The 22865-nt window shown below is 26.0% G+C and carries 20 protein-coding genes; 8 read left to right on the top strand and 12 right to left on the bottom strand.

The window, feature by feature from the left end; all coding sequences use genetic code 4:
• Window positions 1-18 precede the first annotated feature (18 nt).
• The 5 genes from EXC38_RS02655 to EXC38_RS02635 all read left to right on the top strand — a co-directional run bounded on the left by EXC38_RS02655 (window position 19) and on the right by EXC38_RS02635 (window position 5929).
• Window positions 19-681, top strand: coding sequence for a LemA family protein (locus EXC38_RS02655; RefSeq protein ID WP_004416610.1), 663 nt, complete (start codon window positions 19-21; stop codon window positions 679-681).
• Window positions 682-900: 219 nt separating this feature from the next.
• Window positions 901-2865, top strand: coding sequence for a DNA topoisomerase (ATP-hydrolyzing) subunit B (gene gyrB / locus EXC38_RS02650; RefSeq protein WP_129694713.1), 1965 nt, complete (start codon window positions 901-903; stop codon window positions 2863-2865).
• A gap of 9 nt (window positions 2866-2874) precedes the next feature.
• The gene (locus EXC38_RS02645) at window positions 2875-3627 is read left to right on the top strand and encodes a phosphotransferase family protein (RefSeq protein WP_129694712.1); all 753 of its coding nucleotides are present in this window, start codon (window positions 2875-2877) and stop codon (window positions 3625-3627) included.
• A gap of 17 nt (window positions 3628-3644) precedes the next feature.
• Complete coding sequence (locus EXC38_RS02640) at window positions 3645-5123, top strand: phosphotransferase family protein (RefSeq protein ID WP_129694711.1); 1479 nt, start codon at window positions 3645-3647, stop codon at window positions 5121-5123.
• Between the two features lie 14 nt (window positions 5124-5137).
• Window positions 5138-5929, top strand: a complete 792-nt coding sequence (locus EXC38_RS02635; protein WP_129694710.1) for a hypothetical protein — start codon at window positions 5138-5140, stop codon at window positions 5927-5929.
• A 19-nt stretch (window positions 5930-5948) separates the two neighbouring features.
• Here the strand turns inward: EXC38_RS02635 and EXC38_RS02630 are convergent, their stop codons facing one another.
• Together EXC38_RS02630 and EXC38_RS02625 are read right to left on the bottom strand one after the other, a co-directional pair.
• Window positions 5949-7688 (bottom strand): MATE family efflux transporter, encoded by a 1740-nt coding sequence (locus EXC38_RS02630; RefSeq protein WP_004416623.1) that lies wholly within the window; start codon window positions 7686-7688, stop codon window positions 5949-5951.
• 28 nt (window positions 7689-7716) lie between these two features.
• Entirely contained in the window at window positions 7717-8487 is a 771-nt protein-coding gene (locus EXC38_RS02625; protein ID WP_129694709.1) for a DUF2779 domain-containing protein, read from the bottom strand.
• 187 nt (window positions 8488-8674) lie between these two features.
• Here EXC38_RS02625 and EXC38_RS02620 point away from each other — a divergent pair, with 187 nt between their 5' ends.
• Complete coding sequence (locus EXC38_RS02620; protein WP_004416626.1) at window positions 8675-9196, top strand: adenine phosphoribosyltransferase; 522 nt, start codon at window positions 8675-8677, stop codon at window positions 9194-9196.
• A 68-nt stretch (window positions 9197-9264) separates the two neighbouring features.
• Entirely contained in the window at window positions 9265-11103 is a 1839-nt protein-coding gene (gene pepF / locus EXC38_RS02615; RefSeq protein ID WP_129694708.1) for an oligoendopeptidase F, read from the top strand.
• On the opposite strand, the gene EXC38_RS02610 is transcribed toward pepF, so the two are convergent.
• The 6 genes from EXC38_RS02610 to dnaK all read right to left on the bottom strand — a co-directional run bounded on the left by EXC38_RS02610 (window position 11100) and on the right by dnaK (window position 18236).
• Window positions 11100-12023, bottom strand: a complete 924-nt coding sequence (locus tag EXC38_RS02610) for an aromatic motif membrane protein (protein WP_129694707.1) — start codon at window positions 12021-12023, stop codon at window positions 11100-11102. The genes pepF and EXC38_RS02610 overlap by 4 nt on opposite strands.
• Window positions 12023-12850 (bottom strand): aromatic motif membrane protein, encoded by an 828-nt coding sequence (locus EXC38_RS02605; RefSeq protein ID WP_129694706.1) that lies wholly within the window; start codon window positions 12848-12850, stop codon window positions 12023-12025. Before EXC38_RS02605 ends, EXC38_RS02610 begins: the two co-directional genes overlap by 1 nt.
• Window positions 12837-13814 (bottom strand): aromatic motif membrane protein, encoded by a 978-nt coding sequence (locus EXC38_RS02600; protein WP_129694705.1) that lies wholly within the window; start codon window positions 13812-13814, stop codon window positions 12837-12839. Before EXC38_RS02600 ends, EXC38_RS02605 begins: the two co-directional genes overlap by 14 nt.
• On the bottom strand, window positions 13792-14496 hold the full coding sequence (locus tag EXC38_RS02595; protein WP_129694704.1) for an ABC transporter ATP-binding protein: 705 nt from the start codon (window positions 14494-14496) through the stop codon (window positions 13792-13794). Before EXC38_RS02595 ends, EXC38_RS02600 begins: the two co-directional genes overlap by 23 nt.
• 2 nt (window positions 14497-14498) lie before the next feature.
• Window positions 14499-16298 carry an ABC transporter permease gene (locus EXC38_RS02590; RefSeq protein ID WP_129694703.1) on the bottom strand — a complete coding sequence of 600 codons (1800 nt, stop codon included), beginning with the start codon at window positions 16296-16298 and terminating at the stop codon, window positions 14499-14501.
• A gap of 150 nt (window positions 16299-16448) precedes the next feature.
• Window positions 16449-18236, bottom strand: coding sequence for a molecular chaperone DnaK (gene dnaK, locus EXC38_RS02585; RefSeq protein ID WP_129694702.1), 1788 nt, complete (start codon window positions 18234-18236; stop codon window positions 16449-16451).
• Window positions 18237-18491: 255 nt separating this feature from the next.
• On the opposite strand from dnaK, the gene EXC38_RS02580 reads away from it, so the two are divergent.
• A complete protein-coding gene (locus EXC38_RS02580; RefSeq protein WP_129694701.1) occupies window positions 18492-18908 on the top strand; it encodes a hypothetical protein in 417 nt (138 codons plus the stop codon).
• Between the two features lie 23 nt (window positions 18909-18931).
• Here EXC38_RS02580 and EXC38_RS02575 read toward each other — a convergent pair whose 3' ends face one another.
• The 4 genes from EXC38_RS02575 to EXC38_RS02560 are packed head-to-tail and all read right to left on the bottom strand — an operon-like array spanning window position 18932 to window position 22862.
• Complete coding sequence (locus tag EXC38_RS02575) at window positions 18932-20035, bottom strand: nicotinate-nucleotide adenylyltransferase (RefSeq protein ID WP_129694700.1); 1104 nt, start codon at window positions 20033-20035, stop codon at window positions 18932-18934.
• A complete protein-coding gene (locus tag EXC38_RS02570; RefSeq protein WP_129694699.1) occupies window positions 20026-21282 on the bottom strand; it encodes a Y-family DNA polymerase in 1257 nt (418 codons plus the stop codon). The genes EXC38_RS02575 and EXC38_RS02570 overlap by 10 nt, the downstream gene beginning before the upstream one ends.
• Window positions 21275-21700 (bottom strand): iron-sulfur cluster assembly scaffold protein, encoded by a 426-nt coding sequence (locus EXC38_RS02565; protein WP_129694698.1) that lies wholly within the window; start codon window positions 21698-21700, stop codon window positions 21275-21277. The genes EXC38_RS02570 and EXC38_RS02565 overlap by 8 nt, the downstream gene beginning before the upstream one ends.
• The gene (locus EXC38_RS02560) at window positions 21687-22862 is read right to left on the bottom strand and encodes an aminotransferase class V-fold PLP-dependent enzyme (RefSeq protein WP_129694697.1); all 1176 of its coding nucleotides are present in this window, start codon (window positions 22860-22862) and stop codon (window positions 21687-21689) included. The genes EXC38_RS02565 and EXC38_RS02560 overlap by 14 nt, the downstream gene beginning before the upstream one ends.
• Window positions 22863-22865: the final 3 nt, after the last annotated feature.

The raw sequence follows: 22865 nt of genomic DNA, 5'->3' as shown, positions 1-22865 counted from the left end.
TTATAAAAGGAGAACAAAATGTTATTTGATTCAAGAACACCTCAACAATCAGAGGGTTTTAAACCGAATGTTGATAACACAATTAAACATCCCGAACCAACAGGAGGAGAAAAGTTTTTATATATTCTATTCTTTATATTAACATTAGGAATTTTCTGATTTGCAACCATTGCTAGAAAAAATTACTTATTAGCTAAAATGAACAGAATTCAAGAAGCTTCTTCTTTAATTCAAGCTGCTGAAAAGAAAAGAGGAGCAACTCTTTTAAAACAATTGGATGTTGTTAAAGGATACGCTAACTTTGAGAATAAAACTCAAACTGAAATTGCGAAATTACGTTCACAATTAGTTGATTTAGATAAAGAAACTGATACTAAAAAACTTAACGAAAAACTTAACACAATTCAAGCAGGTTTAAATTTCCAATTTGAACAATATCCAAATCTAAAAGCTGATAGAACATTCTTACAATTCCAAACTGAAATTGCTATTCAAGAAGATGAAATTTATGCAACAATTAGAAACTACAATGGAATTGTTAGAAACTTTAACTCAGAAATTTACCAATTCTGAACAAATATTGTAGCTAAAAAAATAAACGCATATAACCAACCTTTATTCCAAGCTTCAGAATCAGAAAGAAAAGATATTGACACATCAAGTCTAGCAAATATGTTTTAAATCTAAAAGGCACTTGAATTAGTGCTTTTTATTTTTATACTTAAAATAAAAAGAAAAACTTAAATTAGGTACTATAAAGGTTTCTTTTTTGAATATTAAAAAGTTAGGTTCAAAAATAAAATCTATATTGGCTTATTTATAAGCCAATTTTAATGTTTTTTTGATATAATTGTTAAATATAATTGCTATGCAATTATATTACTAGTTAAGGAGAAAATAATGTCAGAAGAAAAAGAATATGTTGCTAGTGATATTCAAGTTTTAGAAGGATTAGACCCAGTTCGTGTTAGACCAGGGATGTATATTGGTTCAACAGGATATAAAGGAATTCACCATTTAATTTGAGAAATTCTTGATAACTCAGTCGATGAAGCTATGGCTGGTTATGCTACCGAAATTAGTGTAACTTTACATCCAGATAACTTTATTGAAATTGAGGACAACGGTAGAGGAATGCCTGTTGATATTCACCCATCAACCCAAAAATCAGCTGTTGAAACCATTCTAACTGTTTTACATGCTGGTGGTAAATTTGATTCAAGTAATTATAAGGTGAGTGGCGGTCTTCACGGTGTTGGGGCATCCGTTGTTAACGCGTTAAGCGATTCTTTTGAAGTTTGAGTTAAAAGAAATGGAAAATTGCATTACCAAAAATATGAAAATGGTGGTAAACCTCAAGAACCCTTAAAAGTTATTAGTGAAGTTCCTGAAAAAGAAACTGGTACAAGAATTAAGTTTCATCCAGATTATACTGTTATGGATAAAATTGCTTTTGATTTTGGGACTATTAGTGACCATATAAAACAAGTAGCCTACTTAAATAAAGGTTTAAAATTTAACATAACTGATTTAACAAAGAACACTAAAAAAACTTATTGTTTTGATGGGGGAATTATCGATTATGTTAAAGAACTTAATAAAGGTAAAAAGACTATTAACACTGATGTTATTTATGCATTAGGTTCTTTTACAGATTTTGATAAACCAAATGAAGATGATATAAATAACAAACCAGCCAAAAGAGTGGATATACTAGTAGAAGTAGCATTTCAATATAATGAAGCTTATCAATCAACAGTTATTTCTTATGCAAATAACATTCAAACAACAGAAGGTGGAACCCATGAAAATGGTTTTTATGATTCAATTGTTAGAATTTTTAACAAATATGCAGAAGAAAACAAATTATTAAAAGGTAATGAAAAAATTAGTAAAGAAGACTCTAAAGAAGGTTTAATTGCAGTTATATCAATTAAACATAGTGATCCTGTTTTCGATGGTCAAACTAAATCTAAATTTGGTTCTGCTAATGCTCGTTATGCAACAAATAAAGTTGTTTCAGAAGTATTGGAAAGATATTTAGCAGAAAATCCTAATGTAGCAAAAAATATCATAAATAAATGTTTACAATCACAAAGAGCAAGATTAGCTGCTAATGCGGCTAAAGAAGCATCAAGAAAAAAAGATGGAATGGAATTTAGTGGACTTCCTGGGAAATTGGCAGATTGCTCTTCAAAAAATGCCGAGCTACGTGAATTATTTATTGTCGAAGGTAACTCTGCTGGTGGTTCAGCAAAAGGCGGTAGAAATAGATCAATTCAAGCAATTTTACCATTAAGAGGTAAAGTTATTAATGCTGAAAAGAATGATAAAGTTAAGTTTTTATCAAACCAAGAAATTCAAACAATTATTCATGCTTTAGGAACTGGAATTGGTGAAGATTTCAATATTAATAAATTAAAATATCACAAAATTATTATTATGACTGATGCCGATGTCGATGGTGCACATATTTCAACGTTATTATTAACATTCTTTTACCGTTACTTAAAACCTTTAATTGAATATGGTTTTGTTTATATTGCTATGCCCCCTTTATATAAAATAGTTTCCGGAAAGGTAACTGAATACGCTTATAATGATTTGCAAAAAGAAGAAATTTTAGCTAAATTAGAGGACAAGAAAAATATTTCAATCCAACGTTACAAAGGGCTTGGAGAAATGGATGCTGAACAACTATGAGAAACAACAATGAATCCTGAAACAAGAAAAATGTTACAAGTTCAAATTAATGACATGGCAGTTTGTGATCGTGTGTTTACTACATTAATGGGTGAAGAAGTTGACCCAAGACATGATTTTATTGAAGAAAATGCTAAGTATGTTTCAAACATTGACTTTTAGTAAGGATTTATAATGGAATTAGTAAAAAATCAAGGTTTTACAAATAAGACATACCATGATTCTCAAAGTAAACAGTTTATTAAAATAAAAAATTATGATTCATTTAATCACAAAACACCAAACGAAATTTTAAATTGTTTTAGTTTTGTTCCTAAAACTATCTATGAGGACGAAGAAAAAGTTGTTAATGAATGAATTAATGGAGATATTTTAGACCCAGAAACATTAACCAACGATCAATTAAGAGAAATTGGAAAAAAAATAATTACTTTGCATAATTCAAAATTAAAGTTTTATAAAGAAAATCAAGTAGCTAGAAGATTTAAAGTTTACCGTGATAAAATTTCAAAACTAGGCCGTAAAATTCCAGTCTTAGATAAACATTATAAAAAGATTAATTTATTTTTGAAAAATATTGACAACTCAGCCCCAGTACATAATGATCTTTGATTATTTAATTTTATAAATAACGAGAAAGAAATCTTTATTACTGATTGAGAGTATGCAACAATGGGTGATGTTCATTTTGATTTAGCTTACTTTATTGAATCATCTAATTTAAATAAAGAACAAGAAAGAATATTTTTAGAAGCTTATGGGGATGATTTTGAACCCAAATATTTATTAGCACATAAAGTTATAGTAAACGCTTTAATTGTTTTATGAATTAATAAGCATGAAGTAATTCCTTTTGATGATTCCTTATATTTAAAAAGAGTTGATAAACTTATTTCTGAATATGATGAAGAATATAAAATTTAATAATTAGAGAATATGCTATGTATTTAAAAGAAAACAAAATTTATAATGATGATCAAAATAGTGAACAAATTGAGTTAATGTATCAAATGATTACATCTACTTTTGGTAAAGAATTAGCTAATAAAATAACTCATGCTCGTTTTGATTTTAAAGAGTTTGATAATATTTATTTTATTGCCAAATATGAAGAAACCTGGGTGCAAATTAGAATTCCTAAAAGCAAATTTGTTTGAGAATTTGAAAACGAGTATATTGTAATCAAAAATTTTAAGGACTATTTATTTGTTAAAGACGGAATATTTATTAAGAAATGATTTCCTGGAGTAGATTTATTTCAATTAAAGTTAACAAATGAAATTATTTATTCAATTTTAAATTGTGTGAAAAATTTTCAATTTTTTAATGTCGATATTAAGAAATTTAACTGAAACAAGTTTAAAATATCTGATAAAAAATATCACGAATTATTACACAAGTATAAAGATGATGAACTAGTTTTAAGTCATAATGATATTCAGAAACATAATATTATTGTAAATAAATACGGTTTTGTTAAATTAGTTGATTTTGATAATGTTAGTTTAAATTCTCCTTATTTTGACTTAGTCTTATTGCATATTAATATTGGAATCAGCAAAAAAATAATTATTGATTTTTTTAATCTAAATGAAGAAAAGTTTGATGACTATATGTATTTAGTTAATACTTTTAGAGAAGCAGAATACAAAAAAGATTATCGCAATTTAACAATTAATAAAGATAAAGCTCACGAACTACTAAATGTGTACAAAACTAAAACATCAACAAAACATAATAAATTTATAGTTCACAAACAACATAATCAGTTTGATAACCGTTTAAAAATTAATAAAATTGAACATTTTTATTTTGTACCCACTTTCATTTATGAAGATGAAAATAAAATTATTTGAAGATGATTAACAAGAAAAGATAATTTTGAACTAAATACAAGAACTATTAAAATTCTTGCCAAAATAATGCGAACATATCACGATTCCGATGTAACATTTCCTGATTATATTCTTGACGAAAAAGTTTTTTGATATTTAGATAACATTAATAAGAAAGATTTATTCCTTGAAATAGGAGATAATGATTTTATTGAACAAATTATTGAGTGAATTAAAAATATAAAGATAGATGCAAATTGCCATAATAACCTAAATTTAGATAGCATTTTATGAGGGGATAACCAAAACATTTATTTAATCGATTGATCTGTTGCTTATAGGAGTTCAAGATTTTTAGATATAGCATTAATGTTTGAAAACTTTCACGTCGCAAATTTTACTGAAGATTTATTTTGAAAAACATATGGTATGAATAAGCCACAAGATTTTTATAAATATAAATTAATAGCTTTATTTACAGAATATTTATATAACAAAGTTTTAAATAATGATAATGATCGGGCTAAAAAATTAGCTAAAAGAATAAAACAAATATTAGTTGAACAATATAATAGTAAAAAATAAGTAAAAGAGCATTTATGAAAAAAGACAAAAAAATAAACGAAGAATTATTAAATGAAAACGAAGAAATAAAACCCAAAAAGAATCGTAAGCGAATTTTTACATCAATATTGATGTATTCAGGTCTTATTATTTCGATTGCGGCAATTTCGGGAATATCAATTTTTTATTCAACTAATCAAACTAGAAATATTAAATATATTTACGATGACAAAAAAGACATTAATGTCACAAAACAAACCACACCGGACAATAAAACTAAAACTGTTTTTACTTTAGAAAAAGAAATATTAGCAAAAGACTTTTTTGATTTGGAAAAGCAAGTAAAAATAAAAAAACAAGAAAGCAATTTTGGAATTCATTTGCTAGCAAATTATTCTTTTTATAAAACAGGTTATAATCTAGATAATTTTTTCAATAAAAATAATTCTTACGCAATGGATTTAGATTTGAATAGTACAGATAAAGAAATTGTGCAACTTCAACTTCATAATAGTATTGATAAATTTAATGAGCAAACAAAACATGGTATTACTTTTAAATATTTTATTCAGCAATTAACTAGTTTAAAAATAGCTCTTTCATATTTCTTTACTAAAGAAGATCAAACTTATTTTATTGAATCTAAAAAAGATGTTACTGGATTTGAAATTAAGGAATTTTTCTTTCAGGTTCATAAGTATTTTAAAGATGAAATACAAAACAAAGAAATTGTTGGACAAAATTTTATTTTCAAGGCTTTTGCAACAACAAATGATGGAATAATTGAAAAAATAAAATTTGTATTAGAATTATCATTTGAAATGTAATATAAAAAAACAAGACAATTTAAGCAATTGCCTTGTTTTTGTTTAATTCTTCAGTTATATTTCTTTGTCAATTAACTTTTGCAGCAACAATTTCAAAAATTCCTCATCTAATAAAATCTATTGAAAAGAATAAAAAGTAAGCTAATTCTAAACTCATTGAAGATTGACCTTCTTGTCTTGATGGAATAATGATTGCAAAAGTTAATATATTTAATCATATAAATGATAATGAATGAGCAGCCAGCATAGTAATAGATCCAACTAGATTTCTTCCACCCGCCCCAGGTAATGCTGCAGCAGTATAGAATCAACATCATATTGGGTTTATCATTAAAAATGTTAAGCAAGAAAGTAAAAAGGTTCTTGTAAATGTTGCTCCAACTTGTGTTTTCATTGCATTTAATCAAATTTGGACATCTTTATTTTCAAAAAACGTTTTAATTTGATCTGAACTAAAGTGTGAATTTCCACTATTTATTAAATTAAATGCGTCTCTTGCATTATTAATTATTTTTTGGTTAATTACTTTGCTTTTACTTTGTATCATAAATACAGAATTTATTAATAATTCAGAATTTTCTGAATGTAAATAAATTTCAATATTATTTTTAACAGCTTCTTGCGTTCCTTTTGAAGTTGCAGGAGAATACGCTATCCCAAAAATAACACCTACCATTAATAAAGACATTCCAAAACCAGCTATTGTATGGAATCCTCTTAAAGCATAACCATGTTTTTTAGCTTCATCAAAATTATTCTTGCCTAAATTACCAGCTACAAAATACGAAACGTTAGATGAACAAGCAGAAGTAATTGCAGAAGTAATTGATGCTAAACTTTCAACTAATCCCAATATTGTTACAGCATTAATTCCCATTCATTTTTCACCGATTCCCGATCCTTTTATTAAATCATCCGGAAAGGCTCTAGCTCAAATAATCATTCTAATTGGTAATGTTATCATTGCTGCTATTGTAATAAGCATTGCTGGGAATCTTCTGACAATTTGAATTGCTATTGGTCTTGTAATATAATAAATCTTAAAAATATTAATGAAAATAGGGCGATCTTTATAATATGTTAATAATGAGTCTGATGCTAAACAAACTAAAGCACTTACTATTGATCCAAAAGCAGCATAATATGCATTACCTCTAAAACCATAAAGTAAAACGGCATTAATTGTGGCGTTGCTTAATAATGTTAAACAAGCTGAAATGAAAGCTAAATTCGAATGACCAGTTTCATTTAATTGCATATTTGTATTAAAGTTAAATGAGGTTATAATTCATGAAACACAAATTAACATCAAATACATTCTTGCTTCATTAATTGCTGATCGATTTATTTTTGTTCCGCCTATTAATCTAATCATAGCGTCGGGTTGACTTCAACAAACGATAGAAAATAAAATTGTAATAGCTAAATACATTCAAATTCTAAAGTTCATAATCTGTTTTACTTTGTCAAAATCTTTTTTACCATAATATTGCCCAACAAACATTCCAGCAACTCCTTGAATTGCAAAGAAAATAGTATATATAATACCAGTATATGTATTTGCATATGTTAAAGCATCAATTCCAGAAGGAATATGGCTAACCATAAAATTATCAAGAAAACCATTTAGGCAAAATAAAATTTCGCCAATGATAATTGGCCAAGTTTTGGCAAAATATAATTTTCAATCAAATTTAGATTGCGGAAGCAGACGTTTAAAGTAATGTTTTTTTTCTTTTTGTGAAACACTTGCTGACATACTGTCTCCTTTCATTAATCAAAAAAAATTAAAGTGTTCATATTTTCTCTTTAATTTCTTTAATAGTTAAATTTTCATCAAAATCGATATTTTTAATTAATTTTAATAAATCTTTTTTGTAAAGGTATTTTTTAATTAAAGTGTTTGTTTGATCGGGATCTGATGCTAAAAAAAGCATTTTGTTAACATCGTCACCAGAATATCTACGTAATTCTTTAATTACTAAATTTTTATTAAGCTTTAAAATAAATTTCTTTCTTTTATCATTAGCTCTTAAACGTGGTATTGCATTAACATACAATCAAAAACCGGTAAAGGCTGCAATAGAACCATTACGTCCGTCTGTTCATTTTTTTAAGGTTGTAACATTTGATTCTTCGATAGCTTTCTTAATATTTGGAAAGTATTCTTCAGTAAATTTAGGACCAGTTAATTTTGATAAAGATAAAACAGGACAAGATGGATCAAGTAAAGATTGAACAGCATTTTTAGGAAATAATTTAATTAAAATTTGTTTTTCTAAAGTGGGATTATGACCAATAAAAACTACTTCTTCTATATTAAGTTTAGAATTGATTTCGTATATGTGTTTTATTATTTTTTGTTTTAATGTTGATCATATAGACTTAATTGAATTAGTCTTTAGAAAGTCAATAATAAAAGTTCTAGTTTCAAATTTATTATTCTGATTGAGAGCACCAACTGTATATGCAAAAGGAGTATTAACAGGAATAGCTAACACTCTTGCAAACGGATCAGATATTGCTTCAAAATCAATATATACGTAATTTTTATTCATAATTAAAAATTATAGCACTTTTGTATCTAAAGACTTTAAGGAGATAATAAACTGATAAAAACAACGTTTTTTATTTAAAATAAGGTATTTTTTCTACAAAAATTTTAATTATTGTCATTTTTTTAAGTTTTAAACGTTTCATAAATTACTTATTTTATAAGTAAATTTGTAATATAATAATTAAGTTATGGAATTAAAAAAATATATTAGAACAGTTGAAAATTTTCCTGAACCTGGTGTTAAGTTTAAAGACATTTCACTTTTATTAGCAAATGGAGAAGCATTAAACTACACAATTAACAAAATGTCAGATTTAGCTAGTGAAGCTGACATAATTGTCGGCCCTGACGCAAGGGGATTTTTATTTGGAACTCCTGTTGCGGCAAAACTAGCAAAACCATTTATTATGGTTCGTAAGAAGGGCAAACTACCTGGAGAAGTTATTAGTTGTGCTTATGGATTAGAGTATGGTCGTTCAATTTTAGAAATACAAAAAGGTTTAGTAAAGCCTGGGCAAAAAGCAGTTATTATTGACGACGTTTTAGCTACCGGCGGAACACTAGAAGCAATAATTAAACTTTTGAGAGAACAAGGTGTTGAAATTTTAAAAATTATTGTTTTAATGGAACTGGATGGATTTAATGCAAGAGAAAGATTAAATTGTGATATTGAGAGCTTAATTTTTGTGGATAAAAATGATATTGAATAAGTTCAATTTGAACTTATTTTTTATATCTTAGTTTAAATAATTTTAAAATAATTGAAAAAGGAGAAAATATGAAAAAATACGATAAATATGAAGATATTGAAGAAAAATACCGTTTTGATTTAGAAGATATTTTAGGAAATAAAACTTTTGATGAACTCAAAAATGAATATTTTGAATTACTTGATAAGCAAATTGAAATTAAAGATTCTAAATACGAATCTTTTGAAGACTTTGTTGATTCTTTCAAACTTGATGAGAAAATAATTTTACTTTCAAATAAAATTGAAAATTATTTATCTAATAAATTGAATACCAATGTGGTTAATTTTGAAGTTAATAAATTAATTTCTGAATTTGAAGCAACCAAATCTGAATATAGTAAAAAATTCGGTTCAGAGATTAATAGAATTGCCCAACATAAAGACAAGATTAAAAGTTGATTAGATAAACCAGAATTAAAAGAAGTAAAAAAAGATTTGGAATCAACACTTTTTGATTTAGAGCATAAACTTGATGATAAAGTAGAACAATATTTAACAGAAACTGCTCATGGAAATCCCGACGTTGAGGAATTATTTGGAGTTTTAACAGATAGTGAAATATCATATGGATTTGCTCGTGATAAATGAGGCAAGAAATACGAAATTACTGAAGGTACAAGACCTGCATTAATGAAACACAAGGATGAAAGAGTAAGAAAAGAAACTTATTTTAATTATAGCAATGCTTTCTTAAAACATAAACAAAGCCTAGCAAAAATGTTGTATCAACACATTAAAGGAATATCGGTTAATGCTTTACAACGGAAATACGAATCATCATTAGATTCAATCCTCTCAGCTGATCATATTGATAGAAAACTTTTAGAAATAATATACAAGAATGTTTCAAAAAATATTGATATTTTTAAAAAATATTATCAAGCACGTAAAGTCTTTTTTGAACAAAAATTTAATAAGAAAATGGAATTATGAGATGGTGCTGTTGATCTTGTAAAAGTAAAAAATAGTTATTCAATTGAAGAAGGTCAGAAGATATTGAAAGAAATAACTTCAATAATGCCATATGAATATCCTGAAATTGTTGACAAAGCGATTAAGGAAAGATGAATAGATTATGTAAATGTTCCCTCAAAAAGATCTGGTGCTTATTCTATAGGCGAATCTTATGGTTTAAGAAAAATTTATATTTTAATGAATTGGGATAACACAATCAATTCTGTAAATACGCTATGCCATGAAATGGGACATTCGATGCACTCTTATTTTTCAGATAAAAATCAATCAATTTTTAGAAGTCAATACCCAATTTTCTTAGCTGAAATCGCTTCAATCTTTAATGAATTATTATTAAATGATTATTTAATTTCTAAAGCAAAAAGCGATGAAGAAAAATTCTTTTTAATTAGCGAAAGTATCGGCGATTTTATTGGCACAGTTCTAAGACAAACACAATGATCTAATTTTGAATTCGAACTATATAATAGAATAGATAAGAATGAACCTCTTAATTCATATGAAGCGATTGAAAAACTTTATGTTGAAGTTTCAGAAAAGTATAATATGTCAGATATAACTTTAAAAGAAGGCGATGCTATGAACGTTTATTCTGTAATGGTGCCACATTTTTATTACTATTTCTATGTTTACAAATATGCATTAGGTTATATTGTTGCAAATGTGTTCTTCCAAAAATATAAAAAAGATGGACAAAAAGCGCTTAAAGAATATGTAGATAAATTTTTATCTGCAGGTGATAAAGATTGACCAGCTAATATTTTAAAAGAAGCTGGGGTCGATATTTATTCTGAAGAAATTTACCAAAAAGCATTCGAAATATTAGAAAACAAAGTTAATGATTATATAAAATTAGGTGACAAAATATTTAATAAAAAAGGCAGCAACTAGGCTGCTTTTTTATCATCTACATAAACAATCGTAAATCTTAATGGTGCACCACCATACTCTTCATCAAATAAAATTTTAACTCATCTTTGTGAAGGAGAAGTAGATCATAATGTCAAAGCTCTAACATATTTTGATAAATCAAATTTTTGCAATATTACATCATTTTGAAACAATGAAGGATAAATGTATGAATATGTAAAAATAGAAACATCAGTTTTTTGATTTTCTTCGGGAATAGGATTGTTACCATCTTTAAAATTAGTGTTAATTGTAATCTTTAAAATAATTCCTTGTTTTGTTAGTAAGTGAACTTCATATTCTAAATTATTTTCAGTTTTGTTTTCGTGTACTACAAACTGTAAAACTTCATTCGTTGTAGGTCTGTTAAATGAACTTAAGTCTAGACTATTCTTTTGAATATCTTGACTTAGTGATTCCAAAGTTCCTTGAAATTGATCAAATGAGTTGTATAATGCAAAAGTAAATCTATCAAGGTTAAATAAGAATCATAGTCAGTTTTCTTTGAATAATTTGTCAAGCTCAGGGCTAAATTCTTTTAATGCAATAACTTTATTTTTTGAAGAGATAGTATCATTTGAGCCATGCATAGCAACAACATTATTACTGTAGAGTAAATATTCTTTAACGGTTGTTAAATAACTATCACTAATGTTCTTTTGTTTTTCAATAAAAGCCTTTTTGTCACTATCATTTTTAAAAGCAAGATTTAATAAAGAATTTACATATTCGTATTTTAGAAAGACATCTCACTTATTTTCTTTATTATTATTTTGAATAATGTTGCTTAGTTTTGACTCATTTAAATTATTGTTCGGGTTTTGGCAAGAAACCGCTGCAATAGGCAACATTGAAAAAGGTAAAACTGAAGTTAAAAATAAAAAATTTTGTTTTTTTTTCATTATTTCCCCTTAATTATTAATGTTCCTAGTGATGCAAAACCAAAGTTATCAATCACTTCTTTTTCAAAAGAATCGTATCCTTGTTGATTGTGGTGAATAATTGCATTATGCACCACGTCAGAAATCAATTTAATTGACACTTTATTTGTTCTTGATTTTGCAAAATATATAATTCTGTCAAATTTTAATGTAGGCTTACCTTCTTTATCTTTATTTTTTGGAATTAATATTCTTAAAAGCATTTTATCTTTTTTAAAGTAAAAAACGTAATTTGGAGATTCTGGAGATTCATCTCCTTCTTTTAGTTGATCTCAGTTATTATCAAAGAAAATTAAATCATCAGGTTCATCTTGTTTGTTTAATTGTCTAAAAAATTCATCTGAATGTTTTACTTGACCTAAATCAGGAAAAGTTCATCATTTTAAAAAGGTTCAATTAAATTTCTTAATATTTTTTATTACAAAAAGTCAATTATCCGAATAAAAATCATTTAATAATTTCAGGTTTTCTTCATTCTTATCTTTTAGATAATTATTACTTAGTTCTTTTGCTTTATTTAATAAAGCCTCTTCGTCTTTTTGTGAGTTTAAAAAGTTAACTTTTTCAACATTATCTTGTTTAAAATTAATATCAATCAAATTTTCGATTAGTTTATTCGTTTTTTGTTCTAATGGGTTTTCAATGTTTGGGACATAATCTAAATCTTTTGGAATTTTATTTTTTAAATTTTCATTTCCTTCATTATTGATGCAAGAAACTAATGACATTCCAATTGGCAATGTCATAATTAAAGAAGAAGATAAAATTAATTTTCTAATTTTTTTCATCAATAAACCTCATACTAAATCTATATATTTTTAATTCTTCTTTATTTATTTCATTTACAGCATCAACGAAGTGACCATTATATTTGTATATACCTTGAAATTCTATGTATTTTTTATCAATTCTTTTATTTAAAAAAGCTTCTTCATCAAAAGATTCATTTTCAAATTCGGCATCTTCTTTTGCTGATTCATAATCACTATTAAATTCAGCTAATCTTTTTTGATATATTAAGTTTTCTAATTCGGTTAATTGCTCTTCAATATTATTTGTATTTTTAAATACTAATAAATCTGGCAAGATTTGAATCTTAGGTGTCTCATTCTCAATATATTTTCACAATTTTATGGCTTTGTTATTATCAAATATTAGATATCAAGCTTCTTTTTCAGTATAGACATCCTTACTCATTAATTTTTCAATATTTTGAAAAGGAAATTTAATTAATTTTGTAGGCTTTGAATCTAAAACTGATACAAAAAGGGATTTGAATATTTCTTTAATTTGGTTAAAATATTCTTTCTCTTTTGGGAAAGCAATATATCTATCTCCATAAGGATTGAAAATATATTTAAAGCTTGATAAATTATTTAATACTCAATATCAATCATCAGATAAAGATTTTTCAATTATATCCTTAGATTTATTTGTAAGATAATTATAGTCTCCATTTCTATGAACACTATTTTGAATAAAAATAGGATCATAAACAAAGGCGTACTTTAATTCATTATATTTTGCATCTGATTTATTTTCTTGTTGAAAAATATAAATATTCTTCTTATTTTTATTATTCTTTGTATAAAAATCTAATATAGAATTTATAGATTCATTTTTATAATAGTATTTTTTTTGTTTTATTTCAAATGAAGAGTTACTGTCATTATTGTTATTTGTATTAACACAACTTATTGCAGAGAATGGTAAAATAAGCGAACTTAAACTAGTTAGTAATAACTTTTTCATAAAATAGTTTTTCTAAAGGTTCTTTTTTAATTCCAGAGTATAAAATTTTACCATTATGAATAAGTGTTACTGAATCCACATACTTATCAATTTCTGCTAATACGTGCGAACTAATTAGGATTGATATTTTTTCTTCTTTGTTTAATTTTTGTAATAAAGAAAATAATTCAAATCTTGCTGTTGGATCTAGATTAGCTGCAGGCTCATCTAAAATTAAAAGTTTAGGATTATTCAATAAGGCTTGAATTAATAAAACTTTTTTCTTTTGTCCTGATGAAAAGGTGTGTGGTTTATCTTTTGCAAGATTTTCAATATTAAATAATTTTAAGTATTTGTTAATTAAATCCTCAGCCTCAGATTTTTTAATATTAGATAAAATGGATAAATTATATAAGTATTCAAACACAGTTAATTCTTTTGGAAAAATCGCAACCTCAGGAACATAACCAATAATAGCACGGGCTTCTGCCTTTTTAATATTAATCCCATTAATTCTAATATCACCTTCATAATTTGTATATGCACCAATTATTGTTTTAATAGTTGTTGTTTTTCCAGCTCCATTTTCCCCAATGAAGGCATGAAAAGCACCCTCTGGAATCGAAAAATTAATAGTTTTAATTCCGCGGTCGGTTTTTGGAAAAATCTTTTTTAGATTTATAACTTCTAAAATATTTTTCATAACTATTTATAATCCTTTCTCTTGTATAGTGCAAATACAGCTACAAATAAGATTCCTATAGCAACTGCCCATAAAATGAAGTAAACATTTTTATTTACAATTTGTTTTTCTCTATTAATTGCAAATAACTGATCAGAAGATTGGAAAAGATAATTTGTATCGCTTTTTGCTAAATCGTATCTAATTAGCACTTTTCCACCTTTTACAAAAAGTCTTTTTTCAAAGTTTTCATATCCACCTATTAAGTATTTATAACCAGCAATTTGAACTTCAAATCGTGTATCTCCGTAAGAATTCGACTTTTTAGGATTCTTAATCATTGCTTCATATATTTCTGTGTTGTGGTAATTAAAGTAAATAAAGTTTAATAAAGCTGTTGAAAAATAAATTTTTCTTTCGATTTCAGATTGCAATTTCTTTTCTTTAATAGCATGTTCATTAAATAGAGTTAAATTTGAATTTGAATATTGATTAATATCACTATCTAAGTTATTTACATAAACAGAAATAGCGTTTAATAATTCTTTATTTAATTCAATAGTTTCAGTTGATTTTTTATCTTTTATAAAATTATCCACAAATTTTTTAGCGATAAAATTAAACGATTTATCTTGTAAAACTTCTGCAACATATTGTCATTTTAATTTACCAACTAAATTATTTTCAGCTGAAAATTGTGAATCATCTTCTGGAAAAGAAACATCAATATTTGAAGCGCCCTCACGAGCATAAATAATTTCAGTATTTATACTATTTGGAATTATTGAATGAGATTTCAATAAACCTGAAACAATATATTTTTCTGATTCTCCATCTTTATTTGAAACAATATATTTCTTTTGTTGAACATTTTGGTCTAGTTTATATTTAAATAAAATACTATCTAAATTTTTGTAATAAATGTAATTATCTTGATTTGAAAACTTGTTTTTACTGATTGATTCAAAAACGTTTTGATTTTTAAAGTTAAAAATGTCAAGTAATTGATAGGGCATTGAAAGTCAAGAATATATTTGTCATTCATTTGAAGATTTGTTAGCAATATTCATTACTTCATGTAAATATTCAATTTGTTTATCTGTAAATGTTTTATTTTGTGATCCGTTTGGAATTAACAGTAGTTCATCCTTTGAATTATTAATAAAAAATGGTTCAACATTAGCTTCATTGCCAGAAAAATGATAAGGATATTTTTTATTAATAAAATAAGCAGCGTTGTTAACATTGGTTGTTGCATTAGAAGATAGCAAAGATCCACCTAAAGCCAATGGAATAAAGAATACTAATGGTAAAGTTATAGCAATTTTTTGATTTAATTTATAACTAATTAAAGCTGTTATTAAACCAATTAATAAATAAGTTGATAATCCCACTATAAAAAATAGAAGAGAATATATAAATAAGTTAGAACCTACATATAAAGCGTAAGTTGATAATAAAGCTGAGATAAATAAAACTATCGATCACATTAAACCAAAATATATTAAAGATAGTAATTTTCCTCAAACTAAACTATTACGGGAAATAGGTTTTGCCAGGCTGACAAGCTCTAATCCCTCTTGCTCAAAATCTTTAAAAATATTTAATGCTTTTATCGAAGAAAATAAAACAGTTGTTATAAGTAAAGCAAAGACAAATAAATAAGATGATAATGTTAAATACTTTTCACTTATAGCAAATTTAAAAACTAAACCCAATACAAACGACACAATTAGTGTTATCGTAGGGATAATAATTGAACTTTTCTTCTTAAAAACAGTATTAAAAGCAAATTTTGAGTACTTAAATGCTGATGTTTTCATATTTTAAACCTTTCATAAATTGATATCAAAATTATACAACAAATTTAAAAAATCATCATTTTTTTTTATATTATAATTTTATTTTTAATGTATTTATTTTGAAAAATTAATAAAAAAAATGGCTACCGCAGTAAACCATTTTTTACTTTATTAATTTGTTTCGTTATTATTTTCTTCTGTTTGTGGAGCACTAGAACCTTGTTGCTTTTTCATAAATTCCATTGCTTGTGCTAATTTTTGTTCGAATTCATTTAATTTCTTTTCTAAATTATCAAAATCTTTATCATTTAATAATTTTTGAATTTCTTCTTTTACTTTTGTTACTTCAGAAAGTTGTTCAGGATTTATTTTTTTAGCTTCTTCAGATTCTGAAGCTTTGTCGATTTGATGAATAACTTGTTCAGCTCTTACAGTTAATTCAATTTCACGACGTTTCTTTTTGTCGGCTTCTCTATTTAATTCAGCTTCTTGAACCATTTTTTCAACATCTTCTTTTGATAATGAAGATGTATTTTGGATTGTAATACTTTGTTCTTGGTTAGTGCTTTTATCTTTTGCTGTAACTTTTGTTATACCATTAACATCGATAGAAAAACTTACTTCAATTTGAGGAACTCCTCTTGGTGCAGGGGTAATTCCACTTAAATCAAATCTTCCTAAAAACTTGTTATCTTGGGCCATTTGTCTTTCACCTTGAGTAACTACGATTGATACTGAGGTTTGATTATCGGCGGCTGTTGAGAAAATTTGGCTTCTTGTTACAGGAATTGTTGTGTTTCTAGGAATTAATGGTGCTACGATATCTCCTTCAACAACAATACCTAAAGTTAATGGAGTAACATCTAATAATAAAACATCTTGGATATCTCCGGCAAGAACCGCGCCTTGAATAGCAGCCCCAACACTGACAACTTCATCTGGATTAATCGAATTATTTGGTTTCTTACCAGTAATTTCAGAAACTGTTTTTTGAACAGCTGGCATTCTTGTTGAACCACCAACTAGTAAAACTTCTGTAATATCGTTTCAATTTAATTTTGCTTGTTGTAAAGCGTCTAATAAAGGTTTTTTAGTTTTTTCTAATAAATCAGATGTCATTGCTTCAAACTCTGATCTTTTTAATTCTAATTCAACGTTAATTGGACCATTTTCATTCATCGCTAAGAAAGGTAATGAAATATTTGCTACCAATGATTCAGATAAAGAAATTTTTGCTCTCTCAGCTTCTTCTTTTAATCTTGCCATAGCCATTTTGTCATTTTTTGGATTGTATCCATATTTACTATTAATTTCTTTTATTAATCAATCTACAATTTTATGGTCTCAGTCATCACCACCTAAATGGTTATCTCCTGAAGTAGATAGAACTTCAAATGTTCCGTTTTCCATTTCTAAAATAGAAACGTCAAATGTACCGCCACCTAGGTCAAATACTAATATTTTATGGTTTTCATCTTTAGATTTATCAAGTCCAAATGCTAAAGCTGCTGCTGTCGGCTCGTTAATAATTCTAACAACATCTAGACCAGCAATAATTCCAGCATTTTTTGTTGCTTCACGTTGTGCATTATCAAAATATGCAGGCACTGTAATAACAGCCTTTTTAACTGTACTACCAATTTTCTTTTGTGCATAGTCTTTCATATATGAAAGAATTAAGGCACTAATTTCTTCAGGTTTGTAATCTTTTTGATTAGCTTTTACGGTGCTTGCAGACCCCATTAATCTTTTAATAGATGCAATACTATCTGGGTTGGTTTCTAATTGTCTTTTTGCGCTTTCACCAACAATTGTTTCTCCATTTTTAAATGCAACAACTGAAGGTGTGGTTCTTTTTCCATTAGGATTTTCTAATACTTTTGGATTTCCGTTTTCAATAATTGAAACAACAGAGTTTGTTGTTCCAAGGTCTATTCCTAAAATAATTTCTTTTGTCATAATTTCTCCTTTTTAAATATAAGGTAAGTTTTTTAATTTTAAACTATTTTGTACTTTTAATAATTTACAGATTAATTTTACCACAATTATTAGCACTTTGTTAAAAAGAGTGCTAATTTTATTTTTTTGTTTAAATTTTAGAAAAAAACCAAAAAATGTTAATTACTACATGTTTATGTTTAAAAAAACGCTTAATTTAAAAATTAATTATAAAATTATATTGTAAGAATTTATATAGATTTAAGAAGGAAAAAAATGAAAAAGACTCCAAAATCAATTCACATTAGTGCTATAGTTTTAAATAGTATTTTATTATTAGTTTCAACTATTTATTTATTTTTACTATTTAATAAAATCGTTTCTTATTCACATAGTTCTAGCTCAGTAGATGAAAAATATATAATTCGACTTGTTACCCGTTATATAGGATTATCCACAATCATATTTTTATTAGGAATTGCTACTCTTGTTATCAATATCTTAGGAGCAGTAAGCGCTTTTAATAGAAAAAATACTGTTATTGGTATTTTATATATTCTAGGTATATTTATAACATCAATTATTTCAATTGTTGCCGGTGGTTTAGCGCTACGTAATTTAAATAAAAATAAAACAAATAATGGAAACGACCAAACTTTAAACAACATTCATTTACAAGCGCCAGAATTATAAGAAATATATAAAAAATGAGGAACTTATTTTCCTCATTTTTTATATATTTCTTTTTGTTTTTTGGAAAAAACAACGCCTCTTTCCTTGCTTTCATAATCTGCACATTTAGTTACAATAGCAGCAAAACCTTCTTCTAAATTATTAAGACTTAATTTTCTATATTTTTCAATTCCGCTTCAAGCCCTACCTTTGCTTATTTTATCAGCAACATAGAGTATTTTATCTAAAAGAGTTAGCTCAAAATCTAATGTTGTGTGCTTTCTTATTGCGTTTAAAACTTCTTCATTCTTATATTTATAAACATCCTTTAATCAATAATAAGCTGTAGTTTGATGAAGTTCATATTCTTTTAAATTATTCTTGTCATGGCCGTATTTTGATAAAAAATCGTATGATTTTTCTACAGATCATTTTTTGGTTATATCATGAGCCATTCCTGCTTGATATGCGTATTTAATTCTGTAATTATTAAGTTTTGCTAATTCTGCAGCAAATTCAGCCGTTCATTTTAAATGTAAAAATCTATCAAGTTCACCTTTAGGAGTATTTTTATCAAAAAGTCATGCTTTTGCTATCTCTTCAAAATATAAGAAATTTTCACCTATATACTCTTGTACTTGTGGTTCGACCATGTCTAAATTACCATTCTTATAATCAGTAGAAGAATATTTGTATATTGGATTATCTAATAACAAAACATTATATTTTTTAACATTTATTTTAGAAAATTCTTTGTCTCTTTGAAAAGCAACAAATCTAACTTGTTTAGCCATTAAATCTATTCCTTCTCATTTATTTAAACCATTAATATTATCTGTTCCAATAAAAAAATATAATTCATCATTGGGAAATTTAGATTTAAAGTAATTTATAGTATCTTTAGTGTAAGAAACACCACCACGTTTTATTTCAAATTCAGAAAGAATCATTTTATCTTCTAAAACTAAATTAATCATGTTAATACGGTCTTTGCTGGAGGCATATTCAACTTCCTTTTTATCAGGGCTTTTATTTGCTGGAACTAAAAACAACTTATCTAATTGTAAGTTTTCAATTGCAAATTTAGCTAATGCGATATGACCCTTATGAATCGGATTAAAACTACCACCATATATTCCTATTTTCATTTTTCCTCCAGGTTAATCGTTTTATTTTTTGTTTTAGAATTTTTTCTTAAAAATTTTATATTTTCAGTGTTTATCTGTTTTTCTTTGCTATATTGATATAAAGTTTTTAATTGATTTTTGCCTTCTAAAAAGTTTTGCTCATTTATTATTTTATCAATAATATTTTTATTATCTAGTTCAAATAAATTTAGAGAAGAATAATTGTTAAATATTGTTCGTAAGCCTCGTAAAGCAATACCTAAACCTCTAATTTCGTTTTCTCCTCACATTTCTTTAAAAAGTAAAAAAACATGATTTCAAATTGTTTCATAATTGTTTGTTCAAATACCAATTTTTTTATGCTTGCTATTTCATAATTTATTTTTTTGTATTAATGAGACAGTTATTTCATTACCTTCGAGATTTGAATTGTTTGCTCGTTCACAAACATTTTTAACTATTTTTTTTAGTTCGTTTATTAAATAATTTTCATCGTTTGAATCTGCAACCATAAAAGTTTCTGAGTTGCTAATACTTTTAACTTCATGTGGCAAAACATGTTCTTTAGTAATGTTTAAACCTTTTAAATTTTGTATAAATATAAAATAGTTTTTTCCAAAAACACTTTTTAAAAAAACATCATTTTGACAATTAACCAAATCAGAATAAGTATTTATATTGTTATGAATTAATTTTTCAGCACTTGCTTTACCAATTCCAAAAATTTTTTTCACAGAAAGATCAAAAAAATGTTTTTCAATATCTTCCTTTTTTGTTTGCAGAATACCAAACGGCTTAGCCTTATTTGTTGACATTTTTGCTAAAAATTTAGTATATGAAATGCCGATAGAACATGGTATTTTAAACACTTTCAAAATTTGTTCTTGTATTGTTTTTGCAAATTGTAATACCGAATCAAAATTCTTTACCTCATTAGTTACATCTAAGTAGCATTCATCAATCGAATAAATTTCAATTTTTTTAGAAAAATTCTGTTCCAAAAAATTAAAAATTTTTTTAGACATTAAAGAATATAACTGATAATGAGGTTCTATAACAATTAAATCTTTTATTTTATCTTTTACTAAATAAAAAGGATCACCGGTTTTAAATCCGGCGTTTTTTACTTCATAAGACATTGCAGTAACTATCGCCCTCTTTAAATTTGAAGCAATAACAACTGGTTTATTTATTAATGATTCATTTTTTGATCGTTCACAACTTACAAAAAATGAATCCATATCAATATGAAATATAACCTTAGACATTTAATCCTTTTTTAAAGGCACGATATATAATCGAAGCACATTCTAATCTATTTAAATGAATTTTAACATTCTCAAAAACAGTTAATTGACCCAATTCCACATTATTATCAATTAACTCTTCTTTATTGATTAGTTTGAAATAATTTTCTAAAATATCATTAATTTGTTTTTTATCCTTATTTAACAATTCTTTAATCATTATTTCGATACTAGATATAAAAATAGCACAACCTTCAGCAAAATAATTTGCCTCAATTAAGATATTTTTTTTAAACATTAAATTTAACTCAAGGTCATCAACACAAACGGAAGAATGTTCGCAAATTCCTTTGTTAGTTTTATTTGTTAATTTATATTGTGGATTTGAATATGCATTAAAAATAATTGCTTGCTTTTCTTGGTTATTAAAAGATTTCAATAAAGTTGCCTCCATTTGCTAACGTTTTTACTAATTTGTCAATATCTTCTTTGTTATTATACATTGCTAGTGATACTCTGACATATGAGTTTGAATAATCATTAACTTCTTTAAATTTGTAAGCGCAAAAAGCGCCTGCTCTTACATAAATATCTCTATTTCCTAAATATGAAGCAACATCTTGTGATGAAACGCCTTCAATATTAAATAAAATAATAGTATCCCCCTTGTTTGATCCTATTTTAATATTAGGAACTTTGTTTAATTCCTCATAAGCATACAAGGCTAGCTCTTTCTCTTTTTTCTCTAATTCTTGAATATTAAATTTTTTAAAAAAAGTTATTGCTTTTCCTAATTGTAAAATACCGGCAAAATTTGCTGTCCCAGGCTCTCATTTATTAATTGTATTTCGCATATTTCAATTACGGTTTTCATAAATATTTTGAACTTGTCCGCCGCCTCATTTTGTCGGACTTAATTTATCTAATAATTCTTTTTTGACAATTAAAGCTCCAGTTCCAGTGGGACCATAAATTTTATTACCTGAAAAAACAAAAACATCACAATTTTTGAAATTAACCTTAGTGTGCACTATTGCCTGAGCAGCATCATTAATTAAAATGGTGTTGTGTTCTTTACACTTTTTATATATTTCTTCTAAATTAAAATCAACTTGAAAGTTATTACTCAATTGTGGCAATACCAAGATTTTTGTATTATTGTCAATTGAATTTATTATTTCTTTTTGATCTAAACAATATTTAAAATCAACGTTTTTGTTTTTAAAATTTTCAATAAATGGGACTATTGCTGATGAGTGATTAAAAAAAGTAAAAATAATTTTTCCTTCATTTATTATTAAAGATAGCATTCTAGCAATTATGTTTAAGCCTTCTGTTGTTCCAGAAGTAAAAATAACTTCATCTTCTTCGCTATTTACAAAATTAGCAATACTCTTTCTTACATTTTGCAAGTCTGTATTTAATTGGATTCCTAATTTAGAATCAGCTGTTCGTGTTGATACACAAAATTTTTCATAAAATTCAGTGCCCTTATCAATAACTTCTTGTGGTTTAAAAGTTAAAGCAGCATTATCTAAGTAGATAATATCTGGGTTATTTTTAAACATTGGGAAAATAATTTCTCTTTGTTCTTTTTTCATTTA

The sequence above is a fragment of the Mycoplasmopsis arginini genome, from assembly GCF_900660725.1.
GTDB lineage: Bacteria > Bacillota_I > Bacilli_A > Mycoplasmatales > Metamycoplasmataceae > Metamycoplasma > Metamycoplasma arginini.
Note: the sequence above shows the minus strand (reverse complement) of the source record. Positions and strands in the feature narration are given on the sequence as shown.